General features: G+C 73.6%; 12 protein-coding genes. 5 read left to right on the top strand and 7 right to left on the bottom strand.

What is annotated here, in order from left to right:
* Positions 1-25: 25 nt before the first annotated feature.
* On the bottom strand, positions 26-1240 hold the full coding sequence (gene metK / locus LL648_RS17550; protein WP_232663647.1) for a methionine adenosyltransferase: 1215 nt from the start codon (positions 1238-1240) through the stop codon (positions 26-28).
* A gap of 239 nt (positions 1241-1479) precedes the next feature.
* Between metK and LL648_RS17545 the strand changes: the two genes are divergently transcribed.
* Positions 1480-1989: an SH3 domain-containing protein gene (locus tag LL648_RS17545; protein WP_232663646.1), complete on the top strand. Its 510-nt coding sequence runs from the start codon at positions 1480-1482 to the stop codon at positions 1987-1989.
* Positions 1990-2070: 81 nt separating this feature from the next.
* On the opposite strand, the gene coaBC is transcribed toward LL648_RS17545, so the two are convergent.
* From coaBC to mihF, 4 genes are read right to left on the bottom strand one after another with little or no spacing between them, the layout of a single operon-like run.
* Entirely contained in the window at positions 2071-3282 is a 1212-nt protein-coding gene (coaBC, locus tag LL648_RS17540; RefSeq protein ID WP_232663645.1) for a bifunctional phosphopantothenoylcysteine decarboxylase/phosphopantothenate--cysteine ligase CoaBC, read from the bottom strand.
* Positions 3283-3284: 2 nt separating this feature from the next.
* Positions 3285-3560 carry a DNA-directed RNA polymerase subunit omega gene (gene rpoZ / locus LL648_RS17535; RefSeq protein ID WP_232663707.1) on the bottom strand — a complete coding sequence of 92 codons (276 nt, stop codon included), beginning with the start codon at positions 3558-3560 and terminating at the stop codon, positions 3285-3287.
* A gap of 10 nt (positions 3561-3570) precedes the next feature.
* Positions 3571-4194 (bottom strand): guanylate kinase, encoded by a 624-nt coding sequence (gene gmk / locus LL648_RS17530; protein WP_374112064.1) that lies wholly within the window; start codon positions 4192-4194, stop codon positions 3571-3573.
* A 22-nt stretch (positions 4195-4216) separates the two neighbouring features.
* Entirely contained in the window at positions 4217-4531 is a 315-nt protein-coding gene (gene mihF, locus LL648_RS17525; protein WP_232663644.1) for an integration host factor, actinobacterial type, read from the bottom strand.
* 695 nt (positions 4532-5226) lie between these two features.
* Between mihF and LL648_RS17520 the strand changes: the two genes are divergently transcribed.
* Genes LL648_RS17520 through LL648_RS17505 form a run of 4 tightly spaced genes read left to right on the top strand, consistent with a single transcriptional unit; the run spans position 5227 to position 12981 of the window.
* A complete protein-coding gene (locus LL648_RS17520) occupies positions 5227-6033 on the top strand; it encodes an ABC transporter ATP-binding protein (protein ID WP_232663643.1) in 807 nt (268 codons plus the stop codon).
* A gap of 4 nt (positions 6034-6037) precedes the next feature.
* Entirely contained in the window at positions 6038-8467 is a 2430-nt protein-coding gene (locus tag LL648_RS17515) for an ABC transporter permease (protein ID WP_232663642.1), read from the top strand.
* Between the two features lie 22 nt (positions 8468-8489).
* A complete protein-coding gene (locus LL648_RS17510) occupies positions 8490-10889 on the top strand; it encodes an ABC transporter permease (protein WP_232663641.1) in 2400 nt (799 codons plus the stop codon).
* Between the two features lie 16 nt (positions 10890-10905).
* A complete protein-coding gene (locus tag LL648_RS17505) occupies positions 10906-12981 on the top strand; it encodes a sensor histidine kinase (RefSeq protein WP_232663640.1) in 2076 nt (691 codons plus the stop codon).
* Here LL648_RS17505 and LL648_RS17500 read toward each other — a convergent pair.
* Both LL648_RS17500 and LL648_RS17495 read right to left on the bottom strand, forming a co-directional pair.
* Positions 12935-13300: a response regulator transcription factor gene (locus LL648_RS17500; RefSeq protein WP_232663639.1), complete on the bottom strand. Its 366-nt coding sequence runs from the start codon at positions 13298-13300 to the stop codon at positions 12935-12937. The two genes, LL648_RS17505 and LL648_RS17500, sit on opposite strands and share 47 nt — an antisense overlap.
* A 105-nt stretch (positions 13301-13405) precedes the next feature.
* The gene (locus LL648_RS17495; protein WP_308190344.1) at positions 13406-14074 is read right to left on the bottom strand and encodes a response regulator transcription factor; all 669 of its coding nucleotides are present in this window, start codon (positions 14072-14074) and stop codon (positions 13406-13408) included.
* Positions 14075-14274 lie beyond the last annotated feature (200 nt).

Below are 14274 nucleotides of genomic sequence, written 5' to 3'. Positions count from 1 at the left end.
GGCGGTGGCGAGGGGTATCGGAGGCTCAGCTCCCGGCTGCGGCCTTCAGCGCGTCGGCGCGCGAGGTGCTCTCCCACGGCAGCTCGACGTCGGTGCGGCCGAAGTGGCCGTACGCGGCGGTCTGCGCGTAGATGGGACGCAGCAGGTCGAGGTCGCGGATGATCGCTGCCGGGCGCAGGTCGAAGACCTCGGTGATCGCCGACTGGATGCGCTCGGGGTCGACGTGCTCGGTGCCGAAGGTCTCGACGAAGAGTCCGACCGGTGCGGCCTTGCCGATCGCGTAGGCGACCTGCACCTCGATGCGCTCGGCGAGCCCCGCCGCCACCGCGTTCTTGGCGACCCAGCGCATGGCGTAGGCGGCCGAGCGGTCGACCTTCGACGGGTCCTTGCCGGAGAAGGCGCCGCCGCCGTGGCGGGCGAACCCGCCGTAGGTGTCGACGATGATCTTGCGCCCGGTCAGGCCGGCGTCGCCCATCGGGCCGCCGACGACGAACCGCCCGGTCGGGTTGACCAGCAGGCGGACATCGGAGACGTCGAGGCCGAGCTCGGCGATCTCGGGGCCGACGACGTGCTCGCGGATGTCGGGGGCGAGCAGGGCCTCGAGGTCGACGTCGGCGGCGTGCTGGCTGGAGACGACCACGGTGTCGAGGCGGACGGCCTTGTCGCCGTCGTACTCGATGGTGACCTGGGTCTTGCCGTCGGGCCGCAGGTAAGGCAGGACGTTCGACTTGCGGACCTCGGTGAGCCTGCGGGCCAGCCGGTGCGCCAGCGCGATCGGCAGCGGCAGCAGCTCGGGGGTGTCGGTGTTGGCGTAGCCGAACATGAGCCCCTGGTCGCCCGCGCCCTGCTTGGCGATCTCGTCGTCGGACATCTCGACGCGACTCTCGTAGGCCGTGTCGACGCCCTGCGCGATGTCGGCCGACTGCGAGCCGATGGCGACGTTGACGCCGCACGACGACCCGTCGAAGCCCTTCGCCGAGGAGTCGTAGCCGATCTCGATGATCTTCTCGCGGACGAGGGTGGGGATGTCGGCGTAGGTGGACGTCGTCACCTCACCCGCGACGTGCACCTGACCGGTGGTCACGAGCGTCTCTACGGCGACGCGGCTGCGGGGGTCGTCGGTCAGCAGTGCGTCGAGGATGGTGTCGCTGATGGCGTCACACATCTTGTCGGGGTGTCCCTCGGTCACCGACTCGCTGGTGAACAACCGCCGGCCTGCGTTCGCCACGCCGTGCTCCATCCCGTATATCGCCTGATCGGATCGACAGGTACGTCGAAGAATGTCCTCACCAGCGTAGTCGACCCCCACCGGCGGACTTCTCCCGGCGGGCGGTTCACGTTGATGACGGTTGGTCACGACGCGTCACACCTGCGGCCACGCCGTCAGCCCTTCCGGTGATGTCACGCCTGGTAGCGAATCGGTAACGAAAACGCTCGTTGGGCAAAGGGTAGATCCGATTCGACGGAGGACCGCTCCAGATGAACACCCTCATGATTCGACGGCCCGGCCGCCCGGCAGCGGCGGTCGGCGCGGTGGTCGCCGTCAGCACGGTGGTCGCCGTCGGTGCGGCAACCCTGATGGCGCTCGTCGCCGGCACGGCGACCGCGGCGGAACCGGGGCAGTGCGTCGAGAACGTCAACGTCCGCGAGCAGCCGCGGGCCGACGCGAGGATCGTTGCGCTGTGCGAGGCGGGCACGGCCGTCCAGGTCGGCGAGAACCGCGACGGCTTCGTCCAGCTCACCGACGTCGGCGGCTGGGCCGCCCAGGAGTTCGTGCGGGTCAACGGCACCGTCCCCGAGGCACCGGCCGACCGCACCACGCCACCACCGCCGGAGTCCTCCCGGGTCACCCCCGAACCGACCGGCGGCGCCGAGCCCGGGACGAGCCCCGAACCCACGACCGCTCCCGACGAGTCCGACTCGTCAGGAGAGCCCGACCAGTCGGACTCCGAGCAGCAACCCGCCTCGCTGCTCGGTCTGTTCGGCTGATCAACCGCCCCGCGGGCGGCAGCGCACGCCAACCCCCCGACGTCGCGCACCGCCCGCGGGGCGACTCATCCTCAGGTACTCCTAGAGCCGGCCGGCTACCGCGTCCCAGACGTGCGAAGCGAGCAGCGCCTTCGAGCCGATCGCCAGCTCCTTCTCGGAGCCGTCGGCGCCGAGCAGCCAGCCGCCGTTGTCGGGCACCTCGAACGCCTTCCCGTCGCCGACGGCGTTGACGACCAGCAGGTCGCAGCCCTTGCGTGCGAGCTTGGCCCGGCCGTGGTGCAGCGCGTCGCCGGTCGCGTCGCCGGTCTCCGCGGCGAACCCGACGACCACCTGGCCCGCCGGCCGGGCCCCGACCAGCTCCACGAGGATGTCGGGGTTCGTGGTCAGCACGAGCGGGTCGGGGTCGCCGGCCCCCTTCTTGATCTTGTGGCCGACCAGTGACACCGGCCGGAAGTCGGCGACGGCCGCGGCCATGACGATCGCGTCGGCACCCTTGGCGGCGGCGTGCATCGCGTCGCGCAGCTCGAGGGCCGAGCCGACTCGCACTACGTCGACGGCTGCGGGGTCGTGCAGGTCGGCGGTGTGCCCCGCGACGAGCGTGACCTGGGCGCCGCGCTGTGCGGCGACGGTGGCCAGTGCGTAGCCCTGCCGGCCAGACGAGCGGTTGCCGAGATAACGGACGGGGTCGAGCGCCTCCCGGGTGCCGCCTGCCGAGACGACGACCCGCTTGCCCTCCAGGTCGCGCGGCAGCGCGTCGCGCCGCTCCAGCAGCAGCCGGGCGAGGTCGGCGATCTCCGACGGCTCCGGCAGGCGGCCAGGCCCGGTGTCCTTGCCGGTCAACCGGCCGGAGGCGGGATCCATGACGACGACGCCACGCGAACGGAGCACCTCGACGTTCGCAACGGTCGCGGGGTGCTCCCACATCTCCGTGTGCATCGCAGGGGCGAACAGCACCGGGCACCGCGCGGTCAGCAACGACGCGGTGAGCAGGTCGTCGGCGCGGCCGTGGGTGGCCCGCGCGAGCAGGTCGGCCGTGGCCGGCGCGACGACGACGAGCTCGGCCTCGTGGCCGAGCCGCACGTGCTGCACAGATGGGACGTCCGCGAAGACGCCGGTGTGCACCGGCTGCCCCGAGAGCGCCTCGAACGTGGCCGCGCCGACGAACTCCAACGCGGCAGCGGTCGGCAGCACCCGTACGGAATGGCCGCTCTCGGTGAGCCTGCGCAGGAGCTCGGCGCTCTTGTAGGCGGCGATGCCGCCGGCCACCCCGAGCAGGACCCGGGGCGACGACATGGCTACTGCTCGCCTTCAGTGTGCTCCAGCAGCCCGGACTGGATCTCGCGCATGGCGATCGACAGCGGCTTCTCGCGGGGACCGGGCTCGACGAGCGGGCCGACGTACTCGAGCAGGCCCTCGCCCAGCTGGGAGTAGTAGTCGTTGATCTGGCGCGCGCGCTTGGCCGCGTAGATCACGAGGGCGTACTTCGAGCTGACCTGACCGAGGAGGTCGTCGATCGGCGGGTTGGTGATGCCCTCGGGAAGGGCCCCGGCAACGGGGGCCGTCAGCGGCATGCTCACTCAATTACTCCTGGGAAGGGGGTGTGGCCGCAAGGTCGTGTACGCGGCCGACCAGCAACTCTACCAAGCGGTCGACGACGACCTGCACGTCGTCGTTCACCACGACCACGTCGAACTCGGTCTTCGCGGCCATCTCCTCGCGGGCGGTCACGAGCCTGCGTTCGAACTGCGCCTGCGACTCGGTGCCCCGGCCACGCAGCCGGCGGGCCAGCTCCTCGAACGACGGCGGCTCCAGGAACACGGCGACCGACTCCGGCATCGCGGCCTTCATCGCTCGCGCACCCTGCAGGTCGAGTTCGACGAGCACCGGCAGACCGTCGGCCAGCGCCTTCTCCACCGGTGCCCGCGGGGTGCCGGAGCGTTGCAGGCCGCCGTGGATCTCGGCCCACTCCAGCAGGTCGCCGTCCTCGATGAGCCGGTCGAACCCGGCGGGGCCGACGAACCGGTAGTGCACGCCGTCGACCTCACCGGGACGCGGGTCGCGGGTGGTCGCCGACACGCTGAAGTACAGCTCCGGCATACGCGCTCGCAACGCCGTCACCACGCTGCTCTTGCCGACGCCGGAGGGGCCGGCCAATACGATCAGCCGGCCCCTCCGGGGCTCGTGCGGTCGCGAACCGCCGCTAATGATGCTGAACTCGCAAACTAGTTCAGCCCTCGAAATCGGCCAGCAGCGCCTTGCGCTGCCGGTCGCCGAGCCCGCCCAGTCGTCGCGACGGGGCGATCTCGAGCCGCTCCATGATCTGTGCGGCACGAACCTTGCCCACGCCCGGCATAGCCTCGAGAAGAGCTGAGACCTTCATCTTCCGGAGCACCTCGTCGGTGTCCGACTGCTTGAGGACCTCGCCGAGGGTGGTGCCACCGCGCTTGAGCCGGTCCTTCAGCTCGGCCCGAGCACGGCGCGCCGCGGCCGCCTTCTCCAACGCGGCAGCGCGCTGTTCCTCGGTCAGCTGTGGAAGGGCCACGATCTCCTCCGTCTTTCGTCGTGCGCCTCAGGGTCTGGGAACGCAGAATCTTGCGCCTGGCGGGCTTCCCCGCTCGGGTCCCGACGAACGTACTCACGAAGCGTCGGATCCGGAAAACTGGGGTCCCACCTGTGGGTTCTCGGGTCGATCACCCGTAAGGGTGATACCACGAACGATCGCCCATCCGGGTGCACGACGCGCCCGTTCACCGCACCGCGATGACCGTGCACGGGTGTACCGCCGGTCACACCGGCCCTACCACGCACGACGTGACCCGCGACTCGCCGCCGTTGCCGGCCGCCCAACGTTGATCGACACCTTGATCGACGGGGTTGCAGGGGTGCACGGGACAGCCGGGATCGAGCGCAGCCGGTGCACGGGCGGATGACATGTCGGTGACCGGCAGGTTCGCGGCGGTGAACAACACATGTGGGCGGCTTGCGTGGCGCGGGACGCGGTGGACGGCGCGGGGTGCCAGCACCCCCGCGGCGCGGGTGGTCCGCACACTGGCGGCCGCGGGTGGCCTCCGGCGACGCTTCCGGCATGCCTAGGCGCAGGGGCCCGCATGATCTCGATCCGGCGCACTGTTCCCGCGTGCTCTCGACCGGCACGAACCGGGCCGCCATGCTGAGCAGCCCGCAGCGCAGCTCGCATCGCAGCCCGCATCGCAGCCCGGATCGCACGGAGGTCGGCCGATGACCGCCCCAGAATCAGCCCCAGAATCAGCCCAGGAATCGGCTCCAGAATCAGCCCAGGAGTCGGCGCAGGAGCCGCCGCAGGAGCAGGGGGCTGCCGGGGAGGGGCTCGCTGGGGAGGGATCGGGCGCGGTTCGCGTGCGCGGCGCGCGGCGCACCTTCACCGCCGATCTCGCGCCGGTGCGCGCGTTGCGCGGCGTGGACCTCGACGTCGCGCATGGCGAGTTCGTCGCGTTGATGGGGCCGTCGGGGTGCGGCAAGTCGACCCTGCTGAACGTGATCGCCGGGCTCGACGTCGTCGACGACGGGACGATCGAGGTGGTCGGCGAGCGGGTCGACGGCCGCGACGAGGACTGGTTGGCGCGGTTCCGCAGGGCGCACATCGGGATCGTGTTCCAGTTCTTCAACCTGCTCGACGGCGTGAGCGCGCTGGACAACATCGTGCTGCCCGCGATGTTGCAGGGGCTGCGCCGCAGGGCGGCGGAGTCGCGCGCGCACGACCTGCTCGACCTGTTGGGGCTCGGTGATCGTGCCGGGCAGGTGCCGGCGGTGCTGTCCGGTGGGCAGCGCCAGCGGCTGGCGATCGCGCGGGCGCTCGCGGGCGAGCCGGCGCTGCTGCTGGCCGACGAGCCGACGGGTGCGCTGGACAGCGAAGGCGGCCTGGAGGTGCTGGAGCTGTTCCGCCGCTTGCACGCCGGCGGGCAGACGATCGTGCTGGTGACGCACTCCCCCGAGGTCGCGGCCGGTGCCGGAAGGGTGGTCCGGATGCGCGACGGCCGGATCAGCGAACCGGCGCCGGTGGCGTGATCCGGTGAACGTGCTGCAGGCCTGGTTGCGGCTGGAGCTGCGCAGGCGATGGCGGTTCTTGGTCGCGCTGGCCCTGCTGGTGGCGCTCGCGACCGGGATCGTGTTCACCGCGGTTGCCGGCGCCCGGCGCGGCGCGTCGTCGGTGGACCGGCTGATGGCGGTCAGCCACCCGGCCGACGTCACGGTGGTGCCGAACGTGGCCGGTGCCGCCGCGGTCGACTGGGCCGCGGTGCGGGCGCTGCCGCAGGTCGACGTGCTCGCGCTGTTCGTGCCCGACGTCCCGATCCTCGCCGACGAGCTGCCGACCGGGCTCGCCGACGCCGGGTTGCTGACCGTGCCGCTCGATCGCGAGGGGCTCTCGACCATCGAACGTCCCGCGGTGCTCGCGGGTCGAGCGGCCGACCCGGACCGCCCGGACGAGGCCGTGGTGACGCCGCGGTTCGTCGAGGCCTTCGGGCTCGGGGTGGGCGACATGGTGACGTTGCGGCTGTTCTCGCCGGAGCGGGTGGACGCGATCAAGGCCGCGCTCGTGCAGCCGACCGGGCCGGACGGGCCGGTGGTGCCGACGCGGATCGTCGGGGTCGTCGCACTGCCGTACTTCGGTGACGATCTCGGCGCGAACGGCCGGCTGCTGCCGTCGGTCGGGCTCGCGGCGCGCTACCCGGGCAGCATCCGCGGCGCGAACGGGTCGGTGCCGGCCGCCGCGTTCGTCCGGCTGCACGGAGGTGCCGCGGACGTGCCGGCGTTCCGGGAGGGCGTGCGTGCGGCGACCGGCAACCCCGGCATCGAAGTGTCGACGGAGCCGGGTGACAAGGCGGTGCACGCCCGCGAGCTGGTGGGTTTCCAGGCCGCGTGGCTGCTCGCGTTCGGGCTGGCGGCGCTGGCCGCCGCAGCGCTGGTCATCGGCCAGTCGGTGGCGCGGCACGTGCGCTCGGAGAGCGGTGACCTGGCCTCGCTGCGGGCGATCGGGCTCACCCGCGCGGAGCTGCGCAGGCTCGCCGCAGCCGGGCCGCTGCTCGCGGCGACCGCCGGGACCGTCGTCGGCGCCGCCATCTCGGTGGTGGCCTCGGCGTGGTTCCCGGTCGGGACGGCGGCCGCGTTCGACCCGCAGCCCGGTGTGTCGGTCGACGCGCTCGTGCTGGTGGTCGGGGTGCCGGCGGTGCTCGGGCTGGTGGTGGTGGCTGCCGCGGTTGCGACTCGTCCGGTGCGCTCGCCGTGGACGGTCGCGCGAGGGTCGTCGATCGCGGCGTCCGCGGCCCGGGTGGGGATGCCGGTGCCGGTGGTCGTGGGCCTTCGCTTCGCGCTCGAACCGGGTGTCTCGCGCGGCGGCGGACGCGTGCCGGTGCGCCCGGCGATCGTCGGCGCGGTGGCCGGTGTGCTCGGCGTGGTCGCCTCGTTCACCGTGGCCGCCGGGGTGGCCGACGCGCTGGCCGAGCCCGCCCGGTTCGGCCAGGCCCACTCGGCGGCCGCGTACCTCGGCGACCTCGGGACCGACGGGGGCGACAGCGCGGCCGCATTGGCGTTGCTGGACGCCGATCCGGAGGTCACGGGGCTGCTGGACCTCCGCTACGGCGACGGGTCCATCGGCGACACGACGATCACCGTCTTCGAGTACCACCCCGTCGGGCAGGGCCTGCCGATCATCATGACGGCGGGGCGGGAGCCGCGTGACGCCACCGAGGTCGTGCTCGGGCCGAGCACCGCGCGCCTGCTGGGCGTCACCCCCGGCGCGACGGTGCCGATCACCGGCGACCGCGGCACCCGTGACCTGCGGGTCAGCGGGTTCGGTTTCGTCCCGGAGGGCACGGAGACCAACGCGTACACCGATGGCGTGTGGGTCACCCCGGACGGCTACGACGTGCTGCTGAGCAGCTTCTCGGGCCACGGAGCGCTCTTCGCGCTCGTCCCCGGGGTGTCGCCGGAGGCCGCGGCGGAACGGCTGACGGCCGAGATCGCGGCGAAGGTCCCCGGCGGGGAGAACATCGGGATCTTCTCGGGGTTCACCCCGCAGCGGGCATCGGAGGTGGAGTCGATCAGGGCGTTCCCGCTGCTGCTCGGCGCCTTCCTCGCCGTGCTCGCGGCCGGCGCGGTGGGGCACGCCGTCGCGACGGCCGTACGGCACCGGCGCGGTGACCTCGGCCTGCTGCGCGCGCTCGGCATGACCAAGGCGCAGACCGGCGCGGTCGTCCTGGTGCAGGCCTGCGCGCTCGGCGTCGCGGGGCTCGTGATCGGGGTTCCGCTGGGGCTCGCGGCGGGACGGATCGTGTGGCGCGGTGTCGCCGATCTGATCCCGCTGCAGTACCTGCCGCCCGTCGCGGGCACCGCCGTCGCGCTCGTGATCCCGTTGACGCTGGTGGTCGCCGCGCTGGTCGCGGTGCTGCCCGGGCGGGCCGCGACGCGCACGCGGATCAACGACGTGCTGCGGGCCGAGTGAGCGTCGGCCGGAGGGGGGTGGCATGACCGGGTACTGGCTCCGCATCGAGGTGCGGCGCAGACGGCGCGCGCTGATCGTCCTCACGCTGCTGGTCGCGCTCTCGGCCGCGACGGTGATGACCGCCTTCGCTGCCGCGCGCCGCGCGGACTCCGCCTTGGACCGGTTGCTCGCCCGGACCCTGCCGGCCACGGCGGCGGTGCTGCTCAACGAGGCCGGGTATGACTGGGACCGGGTGCGGGCCCTGCCCGGCGTCGAGGCGGTCGGCGAGATCGTGATCGGCTCCTCCTACACGGTGGAGGGTCTCCCGCCCGACGTGCCGGACTTCCCGACCGGCGCGGAGGTCATGTCCGCGCTCGAACGGCCGGTTGTGCTGGAGGGCCGGCTCGCGGACCCGCAACGCGCCGACGAGGTGATGGTCACCCCGGCGTTCCTCTCCGGGACCGGCCGCGGCGTCGGCGACACGGTGGTGCTGCGGCTCTACGCGGCCGGAGCCTTCGACAGCGCCTTCGCCCTCAACGGGCCGCCGCCCGACCCGACCGGGCCGCGGATCGAGGCGCGCATCTTCGGGGTCGTCCGCTCGCTGTGGTTCAGCGACCCGCCGGGCAGCACGGGCGCGGCATCGCTGCGCCCGTCGTCCGCGCTCTTCGAGCAGTACCGGGCCAACATGCCGACCTCGATCAACGCGTTGGTCCTCCTCACCGGTGGACCGGACGCGCTGCCCGCGTTCCGCGCGGATCTCGCCGCGCTGACGGGCCGCTCCGACATCGAGATGTTCGACCAGCGTGAGCAGGCCGCACAGCACCAGAAGACGATCGACTTCGAGAGCGCGGGCCTGTTCGCCTTCGCGTTCGCCGCGCTCGCGGCCGCGCTGGTGCTGGTCGGGCAGGCGGTCACCCGCTTCGCCGCCGCCACCGTGGCCGACCTCGGCGCACTCCGTGCTGTCGGGATGACTCGGCGGGAGGTGCTGCTCGCGACGGCGGCCGGGCCAGCACTGGCCGGCGCGGTCGGAGCGGTGCTCGCCGCCGGCCTGGCGGCGGGCGCGTCGGCGTGGTTCCCGGTCGGCACACCCGCGCTGTTCGAGCCGGATCCGGGGTTCGACGTCGACGTCGCCGTGCTCGGTGGTGGCGCGGTGCTGACCGCCGTGCTCGTGGCGGTGGCGGCCGCGGGCTCGGCGCTGGTCACCATGGCGGCGGCGGGCCGCGACGACCAGCCGCGGCGCTCGGCGGTGGCAACCGCCGCGGCCCGCGCCGGGCTGCCCGTCCCGGTTGTCGTCGGGATGCGGTTCGCGCTGGAGAGCGGCCGGGGCGCCCGCTCGATCCCGGTGCGCCCTGCGCTGGCCGGTGCCGTCGTCGGGGTGCTCGGGGTGGTGGCCGCCTTCACGTTCTCCGCCGGCGCCTCCGACGCCGTGGCGAACCCGGCGCGGTTCGGCCAGACCGCGCAGATCGTGATGTACCTCGGCGATACGGGCGTCGACTTCGGCCCACCGCCCGACGCGCTGCTCGCCGCGGTTGCCGCCGACCCGGACGTCCAGGCGGCAATGGGCACCAAGGTCTCCGTGCTCACCTCGGGGAAGACGACGTTCACGGTGTTCACCCACGGTTCGGGGCCCACAGCGCTGCCCACCGCGCCGCCGACTGTGCTGCTCGGCGGACGGATGCCGGCCGCTCCGGCCGAGGTGGTGCTGGCCCCGCGCACTGCGCAGAAGCTCGGAGCGTCCATCGGCAGCCGCGTCGACGTCACGGGCAACCGGGCGTCCGGCGAGCTCGTGGTCACGGGCATCGGGTTCGTGCCGGAGGGGTCGCACAACGGCTACGCGGAAGGCGCGTGGCTCAGCGTCGGCGGCTACGACGCGCTGGCCTCGGGGTTCAAGTACCACGTCGGTCTCGTCGCGGCCCGGCCGGGAGCCGACCTGGACGCGCTGCTCGACCGTCTGACCGCGGCGGTCGGTGAGGTGGCGGGGCCCGACGTCGTCCCGCTGGAGGTGGTCCAGCCGGTTGCAGAGTCGGCGCAGCTGCGCAACGTGGAGGCGCTCCCGCTGGTGCTGGGTGCGTTCCTCGCACTGCTCGCGGTGGGTGCCGTCGGGCACGCGCTGGCGAGCGCGGTGCGCAGGCGCCGGCACGACCTCGCCGTGCTCCGGGCGATGGGCATGACCCGCACGCAGTCCTACGGGGTGGTCGTCACGCAGGCGACGGTGCTCGCGGTGGTCGGGCTGACGCTGGGTGTCCCGCTGGGCGTCGCGCTCGGCCGTACGGTGTGGCGGGTGGTCGCGGACATCACCCCGCTGCACTACCAGGCCCCGGTCGCCGTGTTCGCGCTGCTGCTGACAGTCCCGCTGGTGCTGGTCGTGGCGAACATGCTGGCCGTGCGGCCGCTGCGGCAGGTGGCCCGGATGCGGGTCGCCACGGTGCTGCGGGCCGAGTGACATGGGGCCGAATGAGATGGATCGTCCCGTTTCGGATCCGGACCTGCCGCAGGCCGCGGCCGGGGTCGGGGTGACCGCGTGGCTGGCGGCGGTCAGCGCTGCCGGCGGCGCCGCGACGCTGATCGCGACCGACCGGGTGACCGGGCCCGCCGTCGCGGCGCTCGTCGTCGCGGCAGGCTGGGCCGTTGCCGCGTACACGGCGCACCGCGCGGACCGCCGCCCGCTCGCGTGGTGGTCGGCGGTGCTGGCAGCGGGCCACGCCGCTGTCGCGGTGGTGCCGCTGCTGATCCCGGTGCTGCTGGCCGCCGGGCTGTGCCTCGGCCTCGCCCTGCCCGACGGGTCGCTGCACGCCCGCTGGCGGCGGCTGGCGGCGCTGGCCGGCGTCGTAGGCGCCGCTATCTGGGCTTTCTTGCTCTCGGGAGCCGGGGACCAGCCGGGGACCGGCACCACGGTCGTGGTCGCGGCTGCCTGCGGGGCGTTCGCGCTGGCCGCTGCCGGGCAACGCAGCCGCAGCGGGGAAGCCGGCGGGCGCCGGATCGTGCAGTGGGTGGCGGCGGGCGCGGTGCTCGCCGGGGCCGTCGCCACGGTGCTGCTGACGCTGATGGCGGTGCTCGAGATCCCGGCCGACCCGATCGCCTGGGTCGTCGGCGCCGGGGTGCTGCTGCCTGCGGGGCTCGCGCTGGGCGTCGCGCCCGGCTCGGCACCGGCCGGGCCGGCCGCGCTCGTCGAGTCGCTCGTCGTGGCCGGGCTCGCAGTCTTCGTCGTCGCCGTCTACCTGGTGGTGGTCGTCGGGCTCGGCCGGATGCCGGTCGACTCCGAGCGGGAGGTGCTCGTCTCCAGCATGGCCGCGACGCTCGTCGTCGCGGTGCTCGCGATCCCCGTGCGGGCCCGGCTGGCGGCAGCCGCCTCGGCCGCGGTCGGGCGCGGCACCGGCGGGTCGACGGAGTTCGCGTCGTTCGGCGCTCGGATGAGCCGTGCGGTGCCGATGGACGAGCTGCTGCTGCAGCTGGCCGAGTCGCTGCGGATGACGATCGCACCGGCCGGGGCGCAGGTGTGGATCGGCGACGACGGTGTGCTGGAGCGGACCGTCGCGGTGCCAGACCGCGGGCCGGCCCGGCTGGAGCTGGGTGAGCACGAGCGGATCGTGGTCGGGCGGGCCCGCTCGGGCGGCTCGCGCTGGATGTCGGTGTGGCTGCCCGACATGCTCGCCGACCACGTCGCGCGGCACGGCGTCGACGCGCCGGTCAGGGCCGTCCCGGTCGCGCACCTCGGCGAGCTGCTCGGGCTGCTGCTGGTGCAGCGCGGCGCCGGCGCCGACGCGTTCACCGACGAGGACGAGCGCGCGCTGGTCGAGCTGGCCCGCCAGCTCGGGTTGGCGCTGCACAACGTCGCGCTCGACTCCGCGCTGCAGGCATCGCTCGCCGAGCTGCGCCGGCGCAACGCCGAGCTGCAGGCGTCCCGCACGCGCATCGTGAAGGCGGCCGACGAGTCGCGCCGCGCCATCGAGCGCAACCTGCACGACGGTGCGCAGCAGCACCTCGTCGCGCTCGCCGTCAAGATCGGGCTGGCCCGGGCGGTTCTGACCGCCGACCCCGAGCAGCTGCCGGCGCTGCTCGACCAGCTGCGCGGCGAGGCGCAGGCCGCGATCGGCGCGGTCCGCGAGCTCGCGCACGGCATCTATCCCCCGCTGCTGCGCGAGCGCGGGCTCGGTGAGGCGCTGCGGACCGCGGCGGTGCGCTCGCCGCTGCGGTGCGCCGTCTGGGTCGACCTGCCCGGCCGCTTCCCCCGCGACGTCGAGACTTGCGTTTACTTCTGCTGCCTCGAGGCGATCCAGAACGCCGGGAAGCACGCCGGGAGCGACGCGGAGATCCTGGTGCGGGTGACGACGTCGGACGGGCGGCTGCGGTTCGCCGTCAGCGACGACGGCGCCGGGTTCGATCCCGGCCACGGCGGCTCCGGGCACGGGTTCGTCAACATGCGCGACCGGCTGGGCGCCGTCGGTGGCGAGCTGGAGATCGTCTCGGCTCCGGGCGCCGGGGCGACGATCAGCGGGACGATCCCGGTGCCAGCGACCGCAACGCCGCCGGCGTGAGGTCCTCTTTGCGCAGGTAGATCGCGGCACCGCAGTCGGCGGCATCGGCCGGCAGGTCGTCGTCGGTGTACGTGCTCATGAGGATCACGGTGGTCGCCGGCGCATCGGCCAGCAGCCGCCGGGTGGCCTCGATGCCGTCGATGCCGGGGAGGTTGATGTCCATCAGCACCACCTCCGGCCGGGTGCGCGCGATCAGCACGAGCGCATCCTCACCGCTGTCCGCCTCACCGGCGACCGTCCAGCCACCCACCAGTCCGACGACCGCACGCGCCACCGACCGGAACGGCAGCTGGTCGTCCACGATGACCACATCCACCACCGCTGACCTCCCTGCCACGAGGGGAGCATGCGCGATCGGGCGGTGACCGGAACAGGGTGCTGGCACCCCGAATTCACGCGTGGCCGCGCCCGGTGGATCCGGACATCAGGCGGACGCGTCGGCCAGGTACATCAGGACGGCCTTCACCCTGCGGTTGGTGTCGGGTTCGGCCTCGAGGCCGAGCTTCGCGAAGAGCGCGTTGATGTGCTTCTCGACCGCCCGTTCCGAGAGGAACAGGGTTGCTGCCACACCGGCGTTGCTCTTGCCCTGCGCGATCTGCGCCAGCACGTCGCGCTCCCGCTGGGTCAGCTCGGCGAGCGGGGAGCGGCGCGACCGGCCCGACGCGGAGACGAGCACCTCGACGACGGCGGGGTCGATCACCGACCCGCCGCGGGCGACCTCGCGCACCGCGGCCGCCAGCTGCCCGGGATCGCTCACCCGCTCCTTCAGCAGGTAGGCGCGCCCGGCGCTGCCGTCGGCGAGCAGCGCGGTGGCGTACCCGGTCTCGGCGTACTGCGAGAGCACGACCACCCCGATCCCGGGGTGGCTGCCGCGCAGCGTGGTGGCGGCGGAGATGCCCTCTTCCGTGTTGGTCGGCGGCATCCGGACATCGGTGACCACGACGTCCGGCGCGTGTTGCGCCACCGCGGCGAGCAGGCCGGGGAGGTCACCGCAGCCGGCCACAACCTCGATGTCGGCCGCGAGCCCGAGCACAGCCGAAACACCCTCCCTGACCAGCAGGGAATCCTCGGCGATCACCACGCGCAGCACCACGCACGGACACTACCGCGACGGCCTCCACCGGCGGCGCCACCCGCACGGCGCCGCGGGGCACGCCGGCCCCTGCGGGGCTGGGCGGGAGTGCCGGACGCACGCATCCTGCTCGCCGGGATGTGTGCGTTCCACACGCAAGGGCAGGAAAGCCACTTTCCTGCCCTGTGGGGGCCGGAAAGTGGCTTTCCTGCCCTCCCCGC

This window comes from Pseudonocardia sp. TRM90224, from assembly GCF_021245725.1.
GTDB lineage: Bacteria > Actinomycetota > Actinomycetes > Mycobacteriales > Pseudonocardiaceae > Pseudonocardia.
The sequence above is the reverse complement of the archived record's forward strand: the minus strand, read 5'-3'. Positions and strand labels throughout refer to the sequence as shown.

Excerpts from the sequence above, each read along its gene's own strand:
- coaBC (WP_232663645.1), bottom strand. The coding sequence starts at position 3,282 with ATGTCGTCGCCCCGGGTCCTGCTCGGGGTGGCCGGCGGCATCGCCGCC.
- LL648_RS17510 (WP_232663641.1), top strand. The coding sequence starts at position 8,490 with ATGACCGGGTACTGGCTCCGCATCGAGGTGCGGCGCAGACGGCGCGCG.
- rpoZ (WP_232663707.1), bottom strand. The coding sequence starts at position 3,560 with ATGCCGCTGACGGCCCCCGTTGCCGGGGCCCTTCCCGAGGGCATCACC.
- LL648_RS17545 (WP_232663646.1), top strand. The coding sequence starts at position 1,480 with ATGAACACCCTCATGATTCGACGGCCCGGCCGCCCGGCAGCGGCGGTC.
- metK (WP_232663647.1), bottom strand. The coding sequence starts at position 1,240 with ATGGAGCACGGCGTGGCGAACGCAGGCCGGCGGTTGTTCACCAGCGAG.
- LL648_RS17505 (WP_232663640.1), top strand. The coding sequence starts at position 10,906 with ATGGATCGTCCCGTTTCGGATCCGGACCTGCCGCAGGCCGCGGCCGGG.
- LL648_RS17520 (WP_232663643.1), top strand. The coding sequence starts at position 5,227 with ATGACCGCCCCAGAATCAGCCCCAGAATCAGCCCAGGAATCGGCTCCA.